18 protein-coding genes are annotated in these 20,163 nt (G+C 63.9%); 11 read left to right on the forward strand and 7 right to left on the reverse strand.

Annotated elements, in window-relative coordinates; genetic code table 11:
* The first annotated feature begins 9 nt into the window (after positions 1-9).
* From NJD74_RS06160 to NJD74_RS06195, 8 genes are all read left to right on the forward strand, one after another.
* Positions 10-1,119 (forward strand): S-(hydroxymethyl)glutathione dehydrogenase/class III alcohol dehydrogenase, encoded by a 1,110-nt coding sequence (locus tag NJD74_RS06160; protein ID WP_007182549.1) that lies wholly within the window; start codon positions 10-12, stop codon positions 1,117-1,119.
* 43 nt (positions 1,120-1,162) lie between these two features.
* Positions 1,163-1,561, forward strand: a complete 399-nt coding sequence (locus tag NJD74_RS06165; protein WP_017514589.1) for a VOC family protein — start codon at positions 1,163-1,165, stop codon at positions 1,559-1,561.
* A 182-nt stretch (positions 1,562-1,743) separates the two neighbouring features.
* The gene (locus tag NJD74_RS06170; protein ID WP_023106334.1) at positions 1,744-3,078 is read left to right on the forward strand and encodes a DUF3422 family protein; all 1,335 of its coding nucleotides are present in this window, start codon (positions 1,744-1,746) and stop codon (positions 3,076-3,078) included.
* Positions 3,079-3,136: 58 nt separating this feature from the next.
* Positions 3,137-3,967, forward strand: coding sequence for an S-formylglutathione hydrolase (fghA, locus tag NJD74_RS06175; RefSeq protein WP_011871465.1), 831 nt, complete (start codon positions 3,137-3,139; stop codon positions 3,965-3,967).
* A gap of 16 nt (positions 3,968-3,983) precedes the next feature.
* Positions 3,984-5,291 carry an NAD(P)/FAD-dependent oxidoreductase gene (locus NJD74_RS06180; protein WP_011871464.1) on the forward strand — a complete coding sequence of 436 codons (1,308 nt, stop codon included), beginning with the start codon at positions 3,984-3,986 and terminating at the stop codon, positions 5,289-5,291.
* A gap of 51 nt (positions 5,292-5,342) precedes the next feature.
* Positions 5,343-6,656: a replication-associated recombination protein A gene (locus NJD74_RS06185; RefSeq protein ID WP_023106336.1), complete on the forward strand. Its 1,314-nt coding sequence runs from the start codon at positions 5,343-5,345 to the stop codon at positions 6,654-6,656.
* A 54-nt stretch (positions 6,657-6,710) separates the two neighbouring features.
* Entirely contained in the window at positions 6,711-8,576 is a 1,866-nt protein-coding gene (nhaA, locus tag NJD74_RS06190; protein WP_011871462.1) for a Na+/H+ antiporter NhaA, read from the forward strand.
* A 25-nt stretch (positions 8,577-8,601) separates the two neighbouring features.
* Positions 8,602-11,253: an excinuclease ABC subunit UvrA gene (locus NJD74_RS06195; RefSeq protein WP_020924950.1), complete on the forward strand. Its 2,652-nt coding sequence runs from the start codon at positions 8,602-8,604 to the stop codon at positions 11,251-11,253.
* 80 nt (positions 11,254-11,333) lie between these two features.
* Here the strand turns inward: NJD74_RS06195 and mobH are convergent, their stop codons facing one another.
* A complete protein-coding gene (gene mobH, locus NJD74_RS06200) occupies positions 11,334-13,178 on the reverse strand; it encodes a MobH family relaxase (RefSeq protein WP_009876620.1) in 1,845 nt (614 codons plus the stop codon).
* Positions 13,179-13,483: 305 nt separating this feature from the next.
* Between mobH and NJD74_RS06205 the strand changes: the two genes are divergently transcribed.
* The 3 genes from NJD74_RS06205 to NJD74_RS06215 are packed head-to-tail and all read left to right on the forward strand — an operon-like array spanning position 13,484 to position 14,664.
* The gene (locus NJD74_RS06205; RefSeq protein ID WP_009876619.1) at positions 13,484-13,801 is read left to right on the forward strand and encodes a type II toxin-antitoxin system PrlF family antitoxin; all 318 of its coding nucleotides are present in this window, start codon (positions 13,484-13,486) and stop codon (positions 13,799-13,801) included.
* Positions 13,801-14,259, forward strand: a complete 459-nt coding sequence (locus NJD74_RS06210; protein ID WP_009876618.1) for a type II toxin-antitoxin system YhaV family toxin — start codon at positions 13,801-13,803, stop codon at positions 14,257-14,259. Before NJD74_RS06205 ends, NJD74_RS06210 begins: the two co-directional genes overlap by 1 nt.
* Before the next feature lie 27 nt (positions 14,260-14,286).
* Entirely contained in the window at positions 14,287-14,664 is a 378-nt protein-coding gene (locus NJD74_RS06215; RefSeq protein WP_011871459.1) for a DUF3742 family protein, read from the forward strand.
* 13 nt (positions 14,665-14,677) lie between these two features.
* Here NJD74_RS06215 and NJD74_RS06220 read toward each other — a convergent pair whose 3' ends face one another.
* From NJD74_RS06220 to NJD74_RS06245, 6 genes are all read right to left on the reverse strand, one after another.
* Positions 14,678-16,195 (reverse strand): conjugal transfer protein TraG N-terminal domain-containing protein, encoded by a 1,518-nt coding sequence (locus NJD74_RS06220; RefSeq protein ID WP_011871458.1) that lies wholly within the window; start codon positions 16,193-16,195, stop codon positions 14,678-14,680.
* A gap of 15 nt (positions 16,196-16,210) precedes the next feature.
* Complete coding sequence (locus NJD74_RS06225) at positions 16,211-16,570, reverse strand: hypothetical protein (RefSeq protein WP_009876615.1); 360 nt, start codon at positions 16,568-16,570, stop codon at positions 16,211-16,213.
* Positions 16,567-17,904 carry an integrating conjugative element protein gene (locus NJD74_RS06230; protein ID WP_009876614.1) on the reverse strand — a complete coding sequence of 446 codons (1,338 nt, stop codon included), beginning with the start codon at positions 17,902-17,904 and terminating at the stop codon, positions 16,567-16,569. Before NJD74_RS06230 ends, NJD74_RS06225 begins: the two co-directional genes overlap by 4 nt.
* 69 nt (positions 17,905-17,973) lie before the next feature.
* On the reverse strand, positions 17,974-18,921 hold the full coding sequence (locus tag NJD74_RS06235; RefSeq protein WP_009876613.1) for a TIGR03756 family integrating conjugative element protein: 948 nt from the start codon (positions 18,919-18,921) through the stop codon (positions 17,974-17,976).
* Complete coding sequence (locus NJD74_RS06240) at positions 18,918-19,364, reverse strand: TIGR03757 family integrating conjugative element protein (RefSeq protein ID WP_011871456.1); 447 nt, start codon at positions 19,362-19,364, stop codon at positions 18,918-18,920. The genes NJD74_RS06235 and NJD74_RS06240 overlap by 4 nt, the downstream gene beginning before the upstream one ends.
* 158 nt (positions 19,365-19,522) lie before the next feature.
* Positions 19,523-20,017: a JAB domain-containing protein gene (locus NJD74_RS06245; protein WP_009876611.1), complete on the reverse strand. Its 495-nt coding sequence runs from the start codon at positions 20,015-20,017 to the stop codon at positions 19,523-19,525.
* Between the last annotated feature and the right edge of the window lie 146 nt (positions 20,018-20,163).

Consider the following 20,163-nt stretch of genomic DNA (forward strand, 5'->3'; position numbering starts at 1 on the left):
AGCGACATCATGAAATCACGTGCAGCAGTTGCCTTCGGGCCAGGAAAGCCGCTGGAAATCGTCGAGATCGACGTCGAGCCGCCGCGCAAGGGCGAGGTGCTCATCAAGATCACGAACACCGGCGTTTGCCATACCGACGCCTTCACCCTGTCGGGCGACGACCCCGAAGGTCTCTTCCCGGTCGTGCTGGGTCATGAAGGTGCGGGTATCGTCGTGGAGGTGGGTGAAGGTGTGACCAGCGTGAAGCCTGGCGATCACGTCATTCCCCTCTATACCGCCGAGTGCGGCGAGTGCCTGTTCTGCAAGTCCGGCAAGACCAACCTGTGTGTCGCGGTGCGCGCCACCCAGGGCAAGGGCGTGATGCCCGATGGCACCACCCGCTTCAGCTACAACGGCCAGCCGATCTACCACTACATGGGCTGCTCGACCTTCAGCGAATACACGGTGGTGGCCGAAGTCTCGCTGGCCAAGATCAACCCGGACGCCAATCCCGAGCATGTCTGCCTGCTGGGTTGCGGTGTGACCACCGGCATCGGCGCTGTTCACAACACGGCCAAGGTTCAGCCGGGTGACTCTGTGGCCATCTTCGGCCTCGGCGGCATCGGGCTCGCTGCGATTCAGGGGGCACGCCAGGCCAAGGCAGGTCGCATCATCGCCATCGACACCAATCCAGCGAAGTTCGAGCTGGCTCGTACCTTCGGCGCGACCGAATGCCTCAACCCGAAGGACTTCGACAAGCCGATTCACGAGGTTCTCATCGAGATGACCGGTTGGGGTGTCGATCACACCTTCGAGTGCATCGGCAACGTCAACGTGATGCGCTCGGCACTAGAAGCAGCACATCGTGGCTGGGGCCAGTCGATCGTCATCGGCGTGGCTGGTGCAGGCAAGGAAATTTCGACGCGCCCGTTCCAGTTGATCACCGGTCGCACCTGGAAGGGCTCGGCTTTCGGCGGGGTCAAGGGCCGCACTCAACTTCCCGGCATGGTGGAGGACGCAATGAAAGGCGAGATCGATCTCGCCCCGTTCGTCACCCACACCATGGGCCTCGACGACATCAACAAGGCCTTCGACCTGATGCATGAAGGCAAGTCGATTCGCACGGTGATCCACTACTGACCGCCCACTACCCATTCAACACCAACCACCAAGGAAATTAATCATGTCCACTCCTGTCATTTCTGGCGATGGCATCTTTTCGCACATTTTTATCGGCGCTGCCGACCTTCAGAAGTCGGTCGCGTTCTACGACGCCGCTCTGGGTGCTCTTGGCATCAAGAACCTCGGTCCTTTCAACAACGGATGGGTACTTTTCGGTCGCGAAAAGCCGGCTTTCATCATCGCCCGTCCGGGCAATGGTGAAGCGCCCTCCAGCAACGGCGTGACGATCGGCTTTGCGGCCGCCACTCCCGCCGAAGTGGATGCCTTCCATGCTGCCGGCCTTGCCGCAGGCGGCACCGACGAGGGCCAGCCTGGCGCACGTGGTCACCTGCCGGGTGCCTATGCGGCCTACCTGCGTGATCCGGCGGGCAACAAGGTCTGCTCGTACACCTTCGTCTGAAAGCAAGGAAGCTGAGGGCGTTCTGAAAGGGCCAGCACAAGCCTCTATACGGCGAGCCTATTAGACGGACCGTGTAGAGCGGTGCCTGCTCATGAAGATCGGCCCGCAGCCATGTGCGAAACGCATGGCTGCGGGCATTTGCTTTGAAGCGTGTTTTTCAACCAATGAGAAATGAGGTCGTTATGCAAGAGCCGGCCAACATCAATGCGACGACCGTACAACCCGCCCCGACCGCCACCGTGTACGGCATGCCGGCCTATGCCGATCGTGCTGCGGCCGTGGGTGAAGTGCATGCGCGCCCGCATCTGTTGATTCAGGCCCCCCGCGGCATATTGCAGCTCGCTTTCATGACCGAAGGCGATCAGGCCAGGGATCAGATGGCGATGAGTGAGTTGTCTCATCGCTTCGGCGTTGCCGAGCCCGACCACGCTACGCCGCTTCACGGCATGACATGGGATGAGGGAGACCTGCACTGTGAAAAGCACACCGAGTTCTCAACGTATCTCTGGTGCGCTTCGCTGGATTCCGAGACGGGAGAGCCGTGCGGCGAAAATCCGTTCAAGCATGGATTTGTTCCTCCCGGCCCGGTCGTATCCGGCATCCGTTTGAGACTTCTTCCATGGACGCCGGAAACGGAGAAGGAGGCCGATCGCTTCGATCCTGCCAGCCTGTGCTACTCGCTGGTGGAGAACGGCTCTGCCGCCATCCTCACCGACTTCCGACAGGATGAGGATGGCCTGACGCAGATCCTCGTCCTTGCCCGCGATTTGACCCCGGCGCGGGCGGGTGCGCTGGCTCAACGTCTGCTGGAGATCGAGACCTACCGTACCTTGGCGTTGCTGTCCTTGCCGTTGACGCGGTCGATGACGTCGGAGCTGCGGCGCATGGAGTCGCGCCTTGCGGCGATCACCGACGAGATGTGTACGAGCTTGGTGGAACGGCGCGACAGCGACGTGCTGCTGTCCGAATTGACCGGCCTGGCTGCCGAACTGGAAGCTGGCGTTGCGGCGAATCTCTATCGCTTCGGCGCCAGTCGTGCCTACTACGAGATCGTCGAGGAAAGGCTGGCAGCGCTTTCGGAAGAGGCCGTATCCGGGTACTGCACCTGGGCGGATTTCCTGCAGCGTCGCATCGCTCCCGCCATGCGGACATGCCAATCCGTAAAGGAGCGCCAGACCAAGCTCTCCGACAAGCTGACCCGGGCCATCGCGTTGCTGCGTTCCTGGATCGACGTCGAGCTTGAACGCCAGAACCGCGATCTGCTTGCGTCGATGAACAACCGGGCCAAGATGCAATTGCGCCTTCAGCAAACCGTCGAAGGCCTGTCGGTCGCGGCAATTTCTTATTACGTCGTGAGTCTTCTCGGCTATTTGCTCAAGGGCATTCCGATGGTTCACGACAGCGTGGCGCCGGTGATGGCGGTTCTGGTGCCTGCGGTGATGCTGACGATCTGGTGGATCGTGCGCAGGATCAGACACGCCCACGGCGACACGGCAGCGGAAGAGAAATCTTCCTGACGAGCTGCCGTCCTGGCGCGCGAGAGCTGCGCCGTTCCTTTGAACATAGGAGAACTACATGGAACGCATCGAACATCACGCCAGCTTTGATGGTTGGCAGGACGTTTATCAGCATGAATCCACGACGCTCGGTTGCACGATGAAGGTCGGCGTCTATCTGCCTCCGCAGGCACAGCACGGCAAGGTGCCGGTGCTGTACTGGCTTTCAGGCCTCACCTGCACCGAGCAGAACTTCATCACCAAGGCCGCCGTCCAGCGCTACGCGGCCGAACATGGCATTGCCGTCGTCGCGCCCGATAGCAGTGCTCGCGGCGAAGGCGTTGCCGACGATCCTGCCTATGACCTCGGACAGGGGGCGGGTTTCTACGTCAACGCCACACAGGAACCCTGGGCTGCGAATCATCGGATGTACGACTACGTCGTGCAGGAATTGCCGGCGCTGATCGAGGCCCACTTTCCCGTGACAGCGGAGCGGAGCATCAGCGGCCATTCCATGGGAGGACACGGCGCTCTGGTCATCGCCCTGCGCAACCCGGGCCGTTATCGAAGCGTCTCGGCCTTCTCGCCCATCGTCGCCCCCACCCAGGTTCCCTGGGGGCACAAGGCCTTCGAGGCGTACCTGGGCAGCGATCGGGAAGTGTGGAAGCAGTACGACACCGTGGAGCTGATTCGCACCGTGCAGGAGCGTTTGCCGTTGCTGGTTGATCAGGGCTTGGGCGACGAGTTCCTGGAGAGCCAGCTTCAGCCCGACCTGCTGCGCAAAGCCTGCGACGAGACGGGGCACCCGCTCACGTTGAATCTGCGCCCAGGCTACGACCACAGCTACTACTTCATTGCCAGCTTCATTGGCGAGCATATGGCACACCACGCATCGGCGCTGAAACGCTGAGAGAGGAGATCAGGTCATGACAAAGACCTCCAAAAACCGACATCACGTCGTCATTATCGGAGCGGGCTTCGGCGGGATCGAGGTTGCCAACCAGCTTGCTGGTGTCGAGGTCGATGTGACGATCATCGATCGGCGCAATCATCACCTGTTCCAACCCTTGCTTTACCAGGTCGCAGGTGCGTCACTTTCGACATCCGAGATCGCCTGGCCTATTCGCTATCTCTTCCGAAATCGCCCGGAAGTGAACACCTTGATGGCGGAAGTGGAAGGTATCGACCAGGACGCGCGTCAGGTCATTCTCAACAATGGAATGCGGCAAACCTACGACACGCTCGTGCTCGCGACAGGTGCTACCCATGCCTACTTCGGACACGACGAATGGGGGGCTTTCGCGCCGGGGTTGAAGACGCTGGAAGATGCCACGACCATTCGGGGCCGAATCCTCGCGGCTTTCGAGGAAGCTGAGCGCACGAGCGATCCTCAGCAGCGTGCCGCGCTGCAGACGTTCGTCATCATCGGTGGTGGTCCCACCGGGGTTGAATTGGCCGGAACCATCGCCGAGCTGGCACGAGACACGCTGGCGCGTGACTTCCGCTCGATCGACCCGAGCACATCGCGGGTTGTACTGATCGAGGCTGGCCCGCGTCTGTTGTCGGTCTTTCCAGAGGATCTTTCGGCCTATACGCGCCAGGCACTCGAAAAACTCGGGGTCGAGGTCGTGCTGGGTACTCCGGTCACCGAATGCTCGGCCGACGGCGTGGTGTATGGCGGCAAGCCCCTTTCGGCCAAGACCATCGTCTGGGCCGCCGGAGTCCAGGCGTCTCCCGCGGCTCGCTGGTTGGGCGCTGCGTCTGATCGTGCTGGTCGAGTGGTCGTTGGCCCTGACCTGACGGTGGCCGGTCGCCCGGAGGTCTTCGCCATCGGCGATACAGCCTCGTGCACCATGGCCGATGGGAAGCCCGTGCCGGGCATCGCCCCGGCCGCCAAACAGCAAGGGAAGTACGTCGCTAACCTGATTGGACGGCGTTTGAAGGGCAAGCCCGCTGACGGGCCTTTCAAATACCGGCATCAGGGGAACCTGGCCACCATCGGCCGCAGCCTGGCGGTGATTGACATGGGGCGGGTGAAGCTGCGTGGTGCCTTTGCGTGGTGGATCTGGAAGCTGGCGCACATCTACTTTCTGATCGGCACGCGAAATCGTCTCAGTGTCGCTTTGAGCTGGGTATGGAACCACAGCATCGGCTACCGCGGCTCTCGCATCATCATGCATGCGATTGCCGACAAAGAGCCCACGGCGTTGGATAAATCCGGCTCTCTGGATTGAGGTGCCCACCTTATCGGAACGTCAACTATCAGAAATGCCAGGGAGAGGAACTTGACCGATCTATTCACGACAAAGCCCAAGCCTCCCTTGGCCGAACTCCTGCGGCCCAAGACGCTGGACGAATTCGTCGGGCAACGGCACTTGCTCGGCCCCGGCAAGCCGCTGCGTCTCGCGTTCGAGGCGGGCAAGTTGCACTCGTTCATCCTCTGGGGGCCGCCAGGCGTGGGCAAGACCACCCTAGGGCGCCTGGCCGCCAGTGCGACCGACAGCCGATTCATCGCCATCTCGGCCGTGCTGGCCGGGGTGAAGGACATCCGGCAAGCCATCGACGAGGCCCAGGCCGAACTGGACAACCATGGTCGATCGACGGTGCTTTTCGTCGATGAGATCCATCGCTTCAACAAGGCGCAGCAGGATGCCCTGCTGCCCCATGTCGAGTCGGGGCTCCTGACCCTGGTGGGGGGGACGACCGAGCATCCGGGGTTGGCGGTCAATTCCGCACTGCTCTCGCGCGCGCAGGTCTATACCCTCGAACCGCTGTCCAGCGACGAACTGAACCAACTCTACGAACGCGCACTGCCGCATCTCCAGGGCGTCACGTTGGACGCGGACGCGCTGGATCTGCTCAAGGGCTTTGCCGATGGCGATGGCAGGCGCTTCCTCAATCTGCTTGAGCAGGTGACGAATGCGGCGTCGGGCGCTGGCAAGACCGTGGTCGATGGCCAGTCCGCCAAGCTGTCCACCAGTCCATCGCTGCGCAGGTTCGACAAGGGCGGTGACGAGTTCTACTGGCAGCTCTCAGCCTTCCACAAGTCGCTACGGGGCTCCGACCCTGATGCGGCCCTGTATTGGCTGGCCCGCATCCTTGACGGTAGCGGCGACGTCAGCCAGGTGACCCGCCGCATGGTGGTAGTGGCCAGCGAAGACATCGGCAATGCCGACCCGCAGGCGCTGCAACTGGCGCTCAATGCCGCGCTGGCTTATGAGAGGCTGGGTTCCCCCGAAGGCGAAATACCGATTGCCCACGCGGCGACCTACCTTGCTGCCGCCCCCAAGTCGAACGCTGCCTATGCCGCCTGGAACAAGGCGAAGACCTTCGTCAAGAACAGCGGCTCCCTGCCTGTGCCTCTCCATCTTCGCAATGCGCCGACGAAGCTGATGCAGCAGATGGGGTATCACGAAGGCTACCGCTACGCTCCTGACGAGCCCAACGGCTACGCCGCTGGGCAAAGCTACTTTCCCGAGGGCGTGGCGCGGCCGGGCTGGTATCAGCCAACGGACAGAGGTGTTGAGCGCAGGCTGGGAGAATGGCTTACTTGGCTGCGCTCGCTGGATGATGGGACGCTGCCAGAGGCGGACGCCTGACCGGTCGCCTCCGAAACCTGCCCATCGTGATCTCACAAACTACAGGATAAGCACATGCCAGCCTCTTCTTTTGGTGAGTCCTCGGCGCATATCAGACGGAGACGCGTTGCCCACTATCTACGCACGGAGTCTGGCGCTGCGGTGCTGCTGGTGATCGTCACGGTTGTGGCGCTCGTGTGGGCGAACTCGCCGCTATCTAACGCCTATTTCGAGTTGTGGCACCTAGACGTCGGGTTCAACTTCGGGCCACTGCGCCTACACATGGATCTGCATCACTGGGTCAACGACGGCCTGATGGTCGTCTTCTTCTTCCTGATCGGACTGGAGGTGCGTCAGGAGTTCGCCCACGGATCGCTCCGTGACCGCAGCCGTGCCCGCCTCGCCCTGATCGCGGGGGTCACGGGAGTCGTGCTTCCCGCGCTGGTGTATGTCCTGATCGTGAAACTAGCCGGAAGTGAGGGCCTGCACGGGTGGGGTGCGGTGGTCGGCACCGATACGGCGTTCATGCTGGGCACCTTGGCGATCGTCGGCCCGCGGCTATCGGGTCAGTTGCGCGTGTTCCTGCTCACCCTGACCGTGGTCGATGACTTCCTCGCAGTGTCCATCATCGGCATCGTCTATAGCGAGGAGATCCGGATCGTCCCGTTGCTTATCGCCCTCGCCAGCCTCGTTGGATTGTGGTTGTTGGGGCGCACCCGCCAGTGGCGGGCGACGCCGTATGTGTTGATCGTGATCGTGCTGTGGTTCGCAACCGTGTATTCCGGCATCCATGCCTCCCTCGCCGGGATGGCCGCGGGGCTGCTGATCCCCGCCTATGCGACGCAACGTCACGGGGTCGTTGCGGCAAGACAGTTGTTCCGTGACTTCTGGCAGTCGCCGAGTGCCGCATCGGCCCGCGCGGTGGACTGCGGGCTGTCCCGGGGTATCTCGGTGAACGAGCGATTGCACGAGTTCCTGCGGCTGCCGACGGCGCTGCTGATCGTGCCGATCTTCGCCTTGGCGAACGCCGGGGTGGACGTGCGTGGCGGGCTGCTCGCCGAGGCCTTTGGCTCGCCAGTCACGTGGGGCGTCATCGCAGGGCTCGTGCTCGGCAAGCTCTTGGGCATCGGGCTCACCACGCTCGTCGCCGTCCGTCTCGGCCTGGGCCGGCTGCCCGAGGGCGTCGGGGTGGGGAGCGTGTTCGGTGGGGCGGCGCTGTCCGGGATCGGCTTCACCGTGTCGCTGCTGATCATCGGGCTCGCGTTCGGCACGACCTCCGACCTGGGCCGCCAGGCGACGGTCGGCGTGCTCGTGTCGATGGTGTTCGCCACGTTGCTCGGGTGGCTGATCTTCAAGGTCGCCGCCCAGCGGTGGGGTGAGAAGACCGCTGACCTGCCGATGGTGCTTGAGCCGCCGGTCGATCCGGAGATCGATCACATCCGCGGGCCGGAGGACGCCCAGCTCACACTCGTCGAGTACGTGGACTTCGAGTGCGCGTACTGTGCGCACGCCACCGGTTCGTGGGACGATCTTCGCGCCCACTTCGGTGACGACCTGCGGTATGTGGTGCGCCATCTGCCGCACCACCCGCACGGGCCGATTGCCGCGCGGGCGTCCGAGGCAGCGGCGAACCAGGGGATGTTCTGGCCGTGGCTGGACTTCGTGTTCACCCGTCAGCATGCGCTGGAGCGCGAGCATCTGATCGGCTACGCCGCCGAGCTTGGGCTCGACGTCGAACGGTTCATCGCGGATCTCGACAGCCCTGCGGTGATCGAGCGTGTCGAGCGCGACCTCGCCAGTGCGGTCGCCAGCGGTGCGCACGCCACGCCGACGTTCTTCGTCGAGGGTCGTCGTCTGCGCGGCAGCTACGACGCCCGCACTGTCACCGCAGTGCTCGAAGCCAGCCGCCGCGGCACCCGAACTCAGGAAGTCCCGTCCTGAGCGGGACGAACTACAGGATAAAAACTTGCCAAACAATTCTTTCGGTGAATCCTCTTGTACCGCTGCGGCCAGCGGCATGGTGGAAGTGCGCGGTGCGCGCGAGAACAACCTCAAGGAGGTGGACGTCTCCATCCCGCGTAACGCGCTGGTGGTGTTCTCGGGTGTCTCCGGCTCCGGCAAGTCCTCGCTGGCCTTCGGCACCATCTATGCCGAGGCCCAGCGACGCTACTTCGAGTCGGTGGCCCCCTATGCGCGGCGACTGATCGAGCAGGCCGGCGTGCCGGACGTCGATGCGATCGACGGCCTGCCGCCGGCGGTGGCGCTGCAGCAGCAGCGGGGCTCCAGCAACGCGCGTTCCTCCGTGGGCAGTGTGACCACCTTGTCCAGCCTGGTGCGGATGATGTATTCGCGCGCCGGCGCCTATCCGGCCAACCAGCCGATGCTGTACGCCGAGGATTTTTCGCCCAACACGCCGCAGGGAGCGTGCCCGACCTGCTACGGCCTGGGCCATGTGTACGAGGTGACCGAGGCCATCATGGTGCCCGATCCCTCCCTGAGCATCCGCGAGCGGGCGATCGCCTCCTGGCCCCCCGCCTGGCAAGGCCAGAACCTGCGCGACATCCTGGTCAGCATGGGCTACGACGTTGACCGACCGTGGAAGGACCTGCCGAAGAAGGATCGCGACTGGATTCTGTTCACCGAGGAAACACCGACGGTGCCGGTGTACGCCGGCTTCACGCCCGCCGAAACCCGCGCCGCGCTCAAGCGCAAGATGGAGCCGAGCTACATGGGCACCTTCACCGGCGCCAGGCGCTACGTGCTGCACACCTTTGCCAACACCCAGAGCGCGTTGATGAGAAAGCGCGTGTCCCGGTTCATGGAGGGCAAACCGTGCCCCACCTGCCACGGCAAGCGGCTCAAGCCCGAGGCGCTGTCGGTCACCTTCGCCGGCGTGGACATCGGCGCGTTCATGCAGATGCCGCTGGACCAGTTGGCGGCCTTGCTCGAACCCATCGCCCAGGGCGATTTCCGCGCCCATGCAGCGGGGGCGGCTACGGACAAGGAAGCGACCCGACGCGACCGTGCCGAACGCGCGGCCTCCGGCCGCGCCGTCCATGCGGTATCGCCCGACGTGCGCCGCACCTCGGCGCTATCGGAAGAAAAGCGCCTCGCCGCGCAGCGCCTGGCCGGTGGCGTGATGGCACGCCTGCGCCAACTGCGTGGGCTGGGCCTGGGCTACCTGACGCTGGACCGGGCCACGCCGACGCTTTCGGCCGGCGAGTTGCAGCGCCTGCGGCTGGCCACGCAATTGAGTTCCCTGCTGTTCGGTGTCGTGTACGTGCTCGACGAGCCCTCCGCGGGCCTGCACCCCTCCGATAGCCAGGCCCTGTACGACGCGCTCGACCGGCTGCGCGACGCCGGCAACTCGGTGTTCGTGGTGGAGCACGACTTGGACCTGATGCGCCGCGCGCAATGGCTGGTGGATGTCGGGCCGGATGCTGGGGAGCGTGGCGGCCGCGTGCTCTACAGCGGCGAGCCGGATGGCCTGCGCAAGATTGCCGAATCGCGTACTGCACGCTACCTGTTCGATGAGATCCCCGCGCCGGGAAGCCGGGCACGCGAAGCGACCGGCTGGCTGGAGCTGCAGGACATTCACCGCCACAACCTGCATGGCGTGAATGCGCGCATTCCGCTGGGCGTGCTGACGGCCGTCACCGGCATCTCCGGCTCGGGCAAGTCCAGCCTCGTCGCGCAGGCCCTGCCGGAGCTGGTGCTGCTGCACCTGGGCCACGAGCCGGAAGACGATGTAGCCGAAAGCGCCACCAGCGAAGGGCCGGCAGTGATCGAAGCGACCGGCGGCCATCTGGCGGGCGACGTGGACGCCGTACAGCGTCTGGTGCAGGTGGACCAGAAACCGATCGGGCGCACGCCGCGGTCGAACCTGGCCACCTACACGGGCCTGTTCGACCATGTGCGCAAGCTGTTCGCTGCCACGCCCGATGCTCGACGCCGCCGCTATGATGCCGGACGGTTCTCGTTCAACGTCGCCAAGGGGCGCTGCGAGACTTGCGAGGGCGAGGGTTTCGTTAGCGTGGAACTGCTGTTCATGCCCAGCGTGTACGCGCCGTGCCCGACCTGCCATGGCGCGCGCTACAACGAGGCCACGCTGAAGGTGCAGTGGAACGGGCGCAACATCGCCGAGGTGCTGCAGATGACCGTGGACGAGGCCAGCGAATTCTTCGCGGGTGAAGACGCGGTGGCAAGGCCCCTGCAACTGCTGCGCGACATCGGACTGGGCTATCTGCGCCTGGGACAACCAGCCACTGAGCTTTCCGGTGGCGAGGCGCAGCGCATCAAGCTGGCGACCGAGCTTCAGCGCAGCCAGCGCGGCCGAAGCCTGTACGTGCTCGACGAGCCGACTACCGGGCTGCATGCGTCGGACGCCGACCGGCTGCTGGTGCAGTTGCAGCGCCTGGTCGATGCCGGCAATACCGTAGTGATGATCGAACACGATATGCGCGCGGTGGCCCAGGCCGATTGGGTGATCGACGTGGGGCCTGGTGCAGGCGCTGCCGGCGGCAGCATCGTGGTGGCGGGCTCCCCTCAGCAGGTGGCCCGAACGTCTGGCAGCAGAACCGCTCCGTTCCTTGCACAGGAGTTGGCGCGGGCCGAGTAGCTCAGTTCGCCAAATGTTGCCAATTTTCGCGGGGCATTGATCGTCGCCACACGACGGTGGCGATCAATGCCCGAATCGCGTCATCCTTCCTGAGTCAGAGCAAGATAGGGATTGTTGGGCGGTATTTCGGCGAGTGCCAAGGACCCATCTTCGAGGAGGTAGCCATGCAGTCGGCGGGACTTCCTCGGGCCCGTGACTTCACAGGTCCAAATGTTCAGGCCATTGGGCTGCTTTCGATGTAGCTGCAGCTTCTCGAAGCGCTTCTGCACCCACTGCCAATCCTGTTGATTCTCCTGCTTGGCGAGTGCGGCCACTTCGGGATGCTCCTGCGCATAGCGTTGGAACACACCCGGGCTGACCAGGTAGGCCGTCTCATTCACCGTATGCACGAGTGCCTTCGCGTCGTTGATGATGAGCCGTCGTGAGGCGATTCCCTGCTTCAGCCAAACCATGAACTGTTCCCCGGATGGCTTCGTTGCCGATGACCCAGGCGTAGGCGCGGGTGCAGGTGCAGGCGATGGAATGGACGTCGCGGCTGTTGCTGGCGCGGGGGTGTGGAGGAACTCCTCGGCATCCTGGCCAACGCCGGCCGACTCACCCAAGCCCACCATCGCGAGCAAATCCTCCATGACGTCGGGCACGGGCTGGGCTGCGGGCGGTGAAACGATGGTGGTGCTGTCGCCCTCCCAAATCGGAGGCTCTTGACCTCCCTGCGCTGGGTTCACCGAGACGGTAGGCGCGGGAGCCGACATGCAGGCGTCGTTTTCCGCGGGCGTCGCGTCGATCTCTACCGTGCCCGCGAAAGGTGCTGGTCGCTCGCCAGACTCCCAGATCAGCGCGGGAGCGAGACGCAACAGGGTGAACGAATGGGACCAGCCGGTCGTGCTGGTCACGGTCGCGCGCCAGACCGCTTTGCCGTCCGAGGTGGGCTGGAGCATGCCGTGGTCTTGCAGCACGTTGAACACGGCGGTGTTGTTCGCAGGAATGCCATCGATCCCCTGAGACAGGAGGTGTGCGCGCAGTTTGTCCGAAACCGTCTTGCTCACCAGCCACAAACCATCCTCGGTGAGCCAGCCATCGGAGGCTTCCGGCTGGTTCAGCTTCAACTCTTCCTTGAGCAGATAACGCAGCCCGTCGAGCAGCTTGCGTTGCAGTGCGTGCTTGGGTGCTGCCATGACGCGGGCCGGATCACCACCCAGCTCCTGAGCCACAGAAGCGCGATCAGCCTGCACGACAAGCTCGCCCAGGACCCCGGCATGCTCGTACTGTCCGGCCAAGACGTAGAGCAGCGGGGCCCATAGCGCCGGGTAGCCACTGAGCCAGTCCAAGACGTGCCGATCGAGCAGTTGGCGGTAGAGCAGACCTGTTGCAGCACTATGCAAGCGGTATTCACGATCCTCACGATAGCGGAAGCGGTACGGCTGGAGCAGCGGCCCGTGCCAGGGATGCCAGGTGTTGCCGTCGGCGAGTTCGACGTGCAGATCGACAGCGATCTTGCCGATGTCGTGCAGTAGTGCCGCGTAGGCGACGGCGGCGGTCCAGGCCTCGGACTGCGCCGCCTGGTCCTCGGGGCTGGCACCGATGGGCAGCAGATGGGACTGGCGCAGCTTCAGGCTGTAGGCGACGATTTCCAGGCCGTGGTCGAGCATGCCGCCCGGGTAAGCGTGATGGTGGCTTTCGGAAGCGGGAAATTGCTGGACCAGCTCGGCATATCGTTCCAGCGGCGTGCGGTACAGGGTGACGAACTGCTTGCGCGAGAGGGAGGTGCGCTGCCAGATGTATTCCAGCAGCTTCTGCCGGCGCGGCGTGGCCAGCAGCGATGCGGCCGACTCGGGCCGCAGCAGCCCTTTCGGGAGATCGAGGGCGGGCGCTGGCGACGGAGCGGCAGCGACCGGAGGTCGTTTCCGCTGGAACAGAAAGAGCATGCGGGTGTCCTGGTGGTGGGCCGAGCGGGGGGCCTTTTCGCCTTTTCGAGGTAGGGCCTTTCCCCTTGCACCCCATTCCCTTGCCCTTTCGGCCCTTTAGCCTTTAACCATTTGGGTATAGGGCGTGGGGCATTGACCGTCCACGGCCAATGCGAGGTTCGGCGGGCCGGATTGATGCGTGAAGGCTTGGTGTTCCCGCCCTACGATGGGCCGATTCTTGGACTCGGGAGGACGCCATGAGACCCCATATTGACATGGTAAGGAATATTCCTTACCATCAGGGCATCGCTATTAGGAGAACGGCCATGCCTGCCATTCATGAAGTTGCCACGCTGACCTCCAAAGGCCAGATCACGCTGCCCAAGCCCATCCGGCAGGCGCTCGGTGTCGATGCCGGCGGCAAGGTTGCGTTCGACCTGCGTGACGGAGAAGTCGTCGTGACCCGTGCCGACGCCGAGCACGAGGACCCCGCCATCGGTGCGTTCCTGAGTCTGCTGGCCCGCGACATCGAGGCGGGCCGGAACGTCCATGGTCTGCCCGAGGATCTAACTCGCGCCATGCTGGAGCAAGCGGGTCACGGCGTGAAGCTGGACGAGGAAATCGACGGCGAAGTGGAACTCTGATGCAACGGCATGGCTGGGCATTGCTGTTCCACGACTGTGTGATCGAGCAGTTGCAGAAGCTGCACGCAGCCGCACGGCGCGCGCAGGAGAACGACCCGGAGGGCTTCGAGTCCAACGCCAACGTCAAGCTCTTCCGGGCCTTGAACCAGTTGATATTAGATGTGGTGCCCGGTGATCCGGCACGCGACGAGTACCGCCAGGGCAACACCCTGGGGCTGGCCCACCGGCACTGGCGAAGGGCCAAGATCGGAAGGCGGTTCCGGTTGTTCTTCCGGTACGACTCGAAGGCCAAGGTCATCGTGTACGCCTGGGTCAATGATGAGCAGACCTTGCGGTCTTCGGGGAGCAAGTCAGATCCCTATGCCGTGTTCGAGAAAATGCTCGGACGTGGAAATCCACCAGACGATTGGAACGTATTGGTGCAGGCAAGCAAGCAGGATTGGAGCAAACTGGAATAGGCATTCCTCATGTAGCAGGAGACGACCATGAACACGACAACCCGCATCAGCACCGCAGAACGCCTCGGCCGCAGCGTTGGCCGTGGATGGCGCGCCTATGCGCGCGGCGAGCGAAGGTTGTCGTGTTGGCTCGCCTCCAAGGGGATGCCGCTTGCCGGGGCCACCGTGCTCGTATGGGTAGTGAAGCTGGTCGCGCTGGGATTGCTGTTCTACGCCGCGTTCTGGCTGGCGTTGGTGCTTCTGGTTGGGGTTGCCGCAGCATGGACGGCCAGCAATTCGACGGTCAATGATGATCGCTGGACGCAACCGGACGAACTGCGAAACGGCGAGGCAGGCTTTGGCCTGTATTCGTCCAGCGGTCAGCGGATCGACCCGCACGACCCGAACGATCCGTTCAACGACTGAAATGGGCGACCGATCAAAGCACCTTGCCGGTAACCTTGTTTACGCCTGATCCCGCGCTGTCGCGTGCTTCCTTGGAACCGACAGCCAGGTTCTGAGCGATTACCCCGGCTTTTACTCCGACCCACCCAAGCGCTGCCACCCAGAAAGTCGGCAGGACCAAGAACATCGTGCCGGTGACGAACATCAAAAGCATGTCGCCGAAGGCATTGTTCAGCCCCACCAGCGGGTCGAAGTTGGTATGCGGCCGGTTCCAGCCAAAGCCCCACCCGTAGAGCGCATCGAGGATGGTGCTGTCGATCCAGCGTGCGAGCTGAAACCAGAAGTCCGTGAAGAACAGCGCGAACTGGACGGTGCTGACGGTGACGACCATCTTCAGGTCATAGGTGCCCACGACCAGCACTAGCGGAATGCAGATCACGAGCGCCATCTTGAGCAGCGCGAGCACCATGGGCAGTGCTTGGCGCACTACGTCCATTGCCGGGAAGGCGGCGAGAGCCCCAACCGCCAAGCCAACATCGCTGGTGGCACGGTTGACGACATTGGGCAATGTCTTGTCGATCTGACCGCCGTAGTCCGTATAGACGCTGCCTTGGTTCAATTTCTGCTGCCGCGGTGACGCGATGGCGCGGATCACGGAGTCGTCCACCTCGGCCCGGCTCAGGAATCCAGCCCAGCCCGCCAGGCGATTCAGCAGGCTTGGGTCCACTTGCCCCAGCAGCCGCGCGCGCAGTCCGTTACTGCCGTCGGACCACCACTGCCTGCAGGTCGGGTAGCCGCCACCATTGGCAACCTGCGCAAGCCCAGCGTCGCGGGTGTCGTCATAGGGCCATGCCTCGCGCGCCGTGCTAGAGCGGTAGCTGTCGTAGTAACCGCCCGTGTCCGTGAAAAACCTCGAACCGATCCAGGTCACATCGTTCATCTGCGTTTCGTCCAGCTCCGGCCGCGCCATGAACAATTTGGCGCGAGCCGGTCCATAGCAATCGTGCGTGAAATCCGCCACTTCTTGGGCCAGCACCGGGTCGTCGATGCGTGTGGCATCGATCTCCATCCGCATCTGCCGCAGATCCGTGCCGCACGGGATCGCAGCCACCGAGGCGCTCGTGACGGCGCGCGAAAGCGCGTGCATGAAAGCCCACCAGACCGGAACCTTCGCCGACTGGTTGCTGATGGTGCTGAAGGACTGCGACCAGCCAGTTTGCGCGGGCTGCGGCACGCTGACCTGGCACTGCGCCGAGCGCGAGCTGTCGTACTGGATAGTGCTGAGGTCGACGTCGATGAACGGAATGCCGGCGAACATCACGACCACGATGGCCACAAATACTCGGTTCTCGATGCGCGCCGCCGAGAGCACGCCCTTGTTGCCTTCGTCGGCGCCCTCCGCTCTGGCCTTGAGCCATTCCTGGATGACGATCGCCACAAAGGGCAGCGCAAACACCCCGCTGGACACCAGCACGGCCCAGATGCCGTTGTTGACGATCCAGGACACGAGGGTGAGGTAGTACTCCAGGTAGTCGGTCGTGAAAAGCGTCATTGCCTCGATCTCCCCTCAAGCGGCCTGCATCAACAGGCTGGCTTCGAGCGCCACAATGGCAAGGACGCCGGCGACCTCTGCGCGGATCAGCCGACGTCGCGCCTGCGTGCTGTCTTCGCGGGCCAGCAGCCGACGGCGCATCCAGACCCATCCATAGGCCGTACCGCCGTACAGGCACAGTCGCCAGATGAAGAAATACCCTGCGGACGCCGCCAGCCACCGCTCCCAGGCCGCGACACTGCCGACCAGGTAGATGCCCGCGACGTTGGCCCCTACGGCGGCGGCCACGACCAGCACAAGCCATAGCAGGGTTTTCGCCGCGTGCCGGCTGAACAGCCAGCGTAGTGGACGCCAAGTCATGCGAGCCTCGCTCATGGCCGACCTCCCGGATTGCCCTTCTGGAGTTGGTCGAGACGGTCGGGCACCGGATCGCCCTCGTAGATGCCGCGCGAACCCGAAGCGCGCGTGCTATGGCGCTGAATGATGGCCATCGGCGAGTTGTTGGCCAGCTCGCGGCGCAGTTCCAGTTCCGTTTTGAGGTTCTGGATCTCGCGGTCGAGCGTATCGCTCTCCTTGTTCACGGCCTCCACCGCAAGCTCGTTGGCCGCGACGTTGGGCTCTTTCTTGCCCGTGAGCAGCGTGCGCTGTAGCAACAGCGCCTTCTCCAGCACGGAGGACAGCGCGACCTCGGACGCCAGGCGCTGCGACAGCAGGTGCTGGTCCGGCTCGTCACGCAGCGCCTCGATCACGCCGCGGGTGATGGGCAGCGATGCACTGCCAGCCTCGCGCAGGTTCTCGGGCGTCGTGTTCTTCGCCTTGGACACCAGATCCTGGAGCGCCTGCAGCTTGGCGTCGTATTCTTCTTGGATCAACGGCGTCAGCCCTACGCCGGGCGTCGTCTCGGTCTTGGTGCAGGCATCGCAAGTGCGCTGTTCCTTCTCGCCGAGTACGCGCGTGGCCCACTCGACGGCGGCCTGCGGCGAGGTCCAGGTCTGGCACGAGAGACTGCTGCAACTGGTCGGTGCGATGGACGATGTATCGGTCACGCCGCGGCCGTTGACCAGGTTGTAGCCGGCGCGGGTGACATCGCCGACGACCTTGATCGCGGGCTGGCCGGAGCCTCCCGCGTTGCTGCCCCCGACCCACGGCACACCGTCATTGCCGCGGCGCGTCTCGGCCTGCTCGACGGCCGAGACCGCATCCGTGCTCGACACCGCATCGCGCAGCGCCAAGCCTTCTGCCATCTGGCTCCAGCCGAGCTGCCCGCCCGCCGTCTCGGCCATCCTCTCCGCCATGGCACGGCACGTCAGCTTGGAGCGGTCGAAATCGAGCCGTGCCTGCAACACGCCATTGGTGAGCAGGTTGTAGAGGCCGGGATCGGCCCGCTGAATGATCAGTGCCGGCAACGACGCCACCGCGCTGGTGGCGCTTTGGATCACCGATGACATGATTTGCTGGAAGCCGTTGGTGACGCCGTTGAGCTGATTCTTCAACGTGGTCTGGATGCTCATGTCACCGCAGATCAAGTTGCTGTTCCAGCCCACGCCGACCCCGAGAGAGCGCATGCCAGCCGCACGTCCCATCGACACGGCGTTTCCGCCGCCGATCGAGTACATGACGTCATCGCCGATGACACTGCCGCCGGTCTGGTAGCCCAGTTGGCTCCAGGCCACACCGCTCGTCAGCGCGAGCGCACCGGCCACCGCCATGACGATCCTCGTGCGACGTACCCGGCGGGAGAACGGATTGAATGCAGGACGGAACTTCATGGCACCACCTCAGAGGAAATCGACGCTGCCGAGAAACACCTGGCCCCGGCGTTCGCAGCACGCATAGGGCCGCCACAGCGCCCAGGCGTAATCGCCTTGCCGGGCCTGTGTCAGGGCGCCGCTGCGCGGGAAGACCGAGCAGGACGAGGACAGGACTGGCGTGAGTTCCTGCCACTTGCCCGTCGAGGCATCGCTCTCCATGAGCGCGCCAGCCGGCCAGTAGCCATCGCGGGAGTTGGCGAGCAGCGGCTGATAAACGTGGATCTGTCCCCGGCGCGTGACGACATCGCCTGCGCGCTGGGCCACCACTGCACTGGCCTTGTGGTCGTCGGTCTGGTGCAGGAAACCCCCGCGGGGATACACGTTGCCCCAGAGGTTCATCGTGGTGCGTGCACCGACCTCACGCATGCCGGGAATTAGCGCCTCCGGGTAGGCCATCTCGGGCACGTTGTAGCGCCAGGCCAGCGTGTCCAGGGTGCCGAGCAAGTACGGCATGAACGCCGTGCCCGCACCCTCGCAGAAGTAGCCCGAGGACGACACGAACTGGTTGAACACCTCGACGCCCGGGTGCCCGATGACGTCCGCGTTCTTGAACTTGGCGAGGTTGTTTTCGTGGTCCTCGTTCGTCGTTCCGTCCCCGCCGGTTTGGGCGGATGGGTTGGGCGTGCTCATCGGCCGGACTTCGATCCAGGGGTTTTCGCCGGTGTTGCTGTAGCTGGAGACGATCGCATCGGGGATGTAGTGGCGGACCTTGATGGACGTGCGTACCGTACAGCCCGTCCAGGTGCAGTAGAGCCAGTAGCAGATCCCGACGACGCGGTATTCGAGGCAGTCTGGCGATGCCACCGAGCCGACGATGGTTGCGGTGTTGAGCGCGTAGCTGCCCGTGGCGCTGAGCAGCAGAACGGACGCCACGCCAGCACGCAGGCGGCGCATCAGGTCGAATGGGCGGGTCACGGCTGGGCCCTCCAGTGCTGCTCGATGCGAGCGACTGCGCGGGCCACATCCGGTTCGCCATAGACGACGTAGCGTTGATCCACCACGACGGCCGGGATGCTGGTGATGCCCAGGCTCCACGCGTCGGTGACGCCCTGGTAGGCGGAAGCGATGCGGCGTTGGAGATCGGTGCCGCCGCTGTTCAGTCGGCGCTTGACGATGGCGGTCGCCTGCTCGGGTTCGGCGGGCAGTTCCGCAGAAAGCTCCGCTTCGATCCGGTGCGCTTCGTCCAGCTCGATCAGCCGCTCGCCGCCCATGGTCTTGACCGGATGGCGGCTGTCGGTGATGACCAGCACATCGGCAGCGAATGTGGCCGGACTAAAGACACCCAAGGACACCGGCAGTGCAACGGCCAGGCCAAGGGCTCGCCAGCTTGGCGCGAACCTGGGAAAAGATGCTGGCATGACACGTGCCCCGGAAGTTGATCAGGGCCATAGTCAAACGCCGAATCCGGTGCAGCCCCCACAAACAATGCGCATCGCGGACACCCCGCATACCTGCTTGCTTCGGGGCAAGGAAGAAACGGAGGCCGAAGCCCCCGTTGTGATCAATGAACGATGCGCTACAGCAAGCTGTGCTCCGCGAAGGAGTACGGAATCCCCTGGCCAACGATGATGTGATCCAGTACCCGAACATCGATCAGCGCCAGCGCTGCCTGCAGTTGCTGGGTCAGCGCACGATCGGCGCTCGACGGCTCAGTGACACCCGAGGGGTGCTGGTGCGCGAAGACCACTGCGGCGGCTTTCAGCTCCAATACACGCTGCACGACGACACGGGGATAGACCGCAGTCGAATTGATCGTGCCCCTGAACATCGGCTCGTAGGCCAACACTTGGTGCATGCTGTCCAGGAAAACGATTGCGAATACCTCGTTGGGCTCAGCGACCAGTTTTAGACGCAGGTAGTCCCGCACGGCGGCCGGTCGGCTGAGGCACGGTCCGACTTTGAAGATCCGTCTCTCCAGCAGCGCGATAGCCTGCTGGATGATCCAGTCCTCACGCTGGGCTGCGACAGCGGAAAGCGACTCCACGCAGGAGTCATTGACGACGAGAGACATGGCGAACCTCCGGATGATGAGATCAGAGGGCGCACGCCCTGGGAGGGCAAGCCCTCCTGGGGATGAGAACAACGGAACAAGGTGCATCCACCACCACGCAGAGGTGATTGTTCGCGGCCAGGATGCGGAGCGAACGGGGAGCGGTC

The organism is Stenotrophomonas sp. RG-453 (genome assembly GCF_033843685.1).
GTDB lineage: Bacteria > Pseudomonadota > Gammaproteobacteria > Xanthomonadales > Xanthomonadaceae > Stenotrophomonas > Stenotrophomonas bentonitica_A.

Coding starts and splice junctions, on each gene's coding strand:
- NJD74_RS06160 (WP_007182549.1), top strand. CDS start 10: ATGAAATCACGTGCAGCAGTTGCCTTCGGGCCAGGAAAGCCGCTGGAA.
- NJD74_RS06165 (WP_017514589.1), top strand. CDS start 1,163: ATGTCCACTCCTGTCATTTCTGGCGATGGCATCTTTTCGCACATTTTT.
- NJD74_RS06170 (WP_023106334.1), top strand. CDS start 1,744: ATGCAAGAGCCGGCCAACATCAATGCGACGACCGTACAACCCGCCCCG.
- fghA (WP_011871465.1), top strand. CDS start 3,137: ATGGAACGCATCGAACATCACGCCAGCTTTGATGGTTGGCAGGACGTT.
- NJD74_RS06180 (WP_011871464.1), top strand. CDS start 3,984: ATGACAAAGACCTCCAAAAACCGACATCACGTCGTCATTATCGGAGCG.
- nhaA (WP_011871462.1), top strand. CDS start 6,711: ATGCCAGCCTCTTCTTTTGGTGAGTCCTCGGCGCATATCAGACGGAGA.
- mobH (WP_009876620.1), bottom strand. CDS start 13,178: ATGCTCTTTCTGTTCCAGCGGAAACGACCTCCGGTCGCTGCCGCTCCG.
- NJD74_RS06205 (WP_009876619.1), top strand. CDS start 13,484: ATGCCTGCCATTCATGAAGTTGCCACGCTGACCTCCAAAGGCCAGATC.
- NJD74_RS06210 (WP_009876618.1), top strand. CDS start 13,801: ATGCAACGGCATGGCTGGGCATTGCTGTTCCACGACTGTGTGATCGAG.
- NJD74_RS06215 (WP_011871459.1), top strand. CDS start 14,287: ATGAACACGACAACCCGCATCAGCACCGCAGAACGCCTCGGCCGCAGC.
- NJD74_RS06220 (WP_011871458.1), bottom strand. CDS start 16,195: ATGACGCTTTTCACGACCGACTACCTGGAGTACTACCTCACCCTCGTG.
- NJD74_RS06225 (WP_009876615.1), bottom strand. CDS start 16,570: ATGAGCGAGGCTCGCATGACTTGGCGTCCACTACGCTGGCTGTTCAGC.
- NJD74_RS06230 (WP_009876614.1), bottom strand. CDS start 17,904: ATGGCGGTGGCCGGTGCGCTCGCGCTGACGAGCGGTGTGGCCTGGAGC.
- NJD74_RS06240 (WP_011871456.1), bottom strand. CDS start 19,364: ATGCCAGCATCTTTTCCCAGGTTCGCGCCAAGCTGGCGAGCCCTTGGC.
- NJD74_RS06245 (WP_009876611.1), bottom strand. CDS start 20,017: ATGTCTCTCGTCGTCAATGACTCCTGCGTGGAGTCGCTTTCCGCTGTC.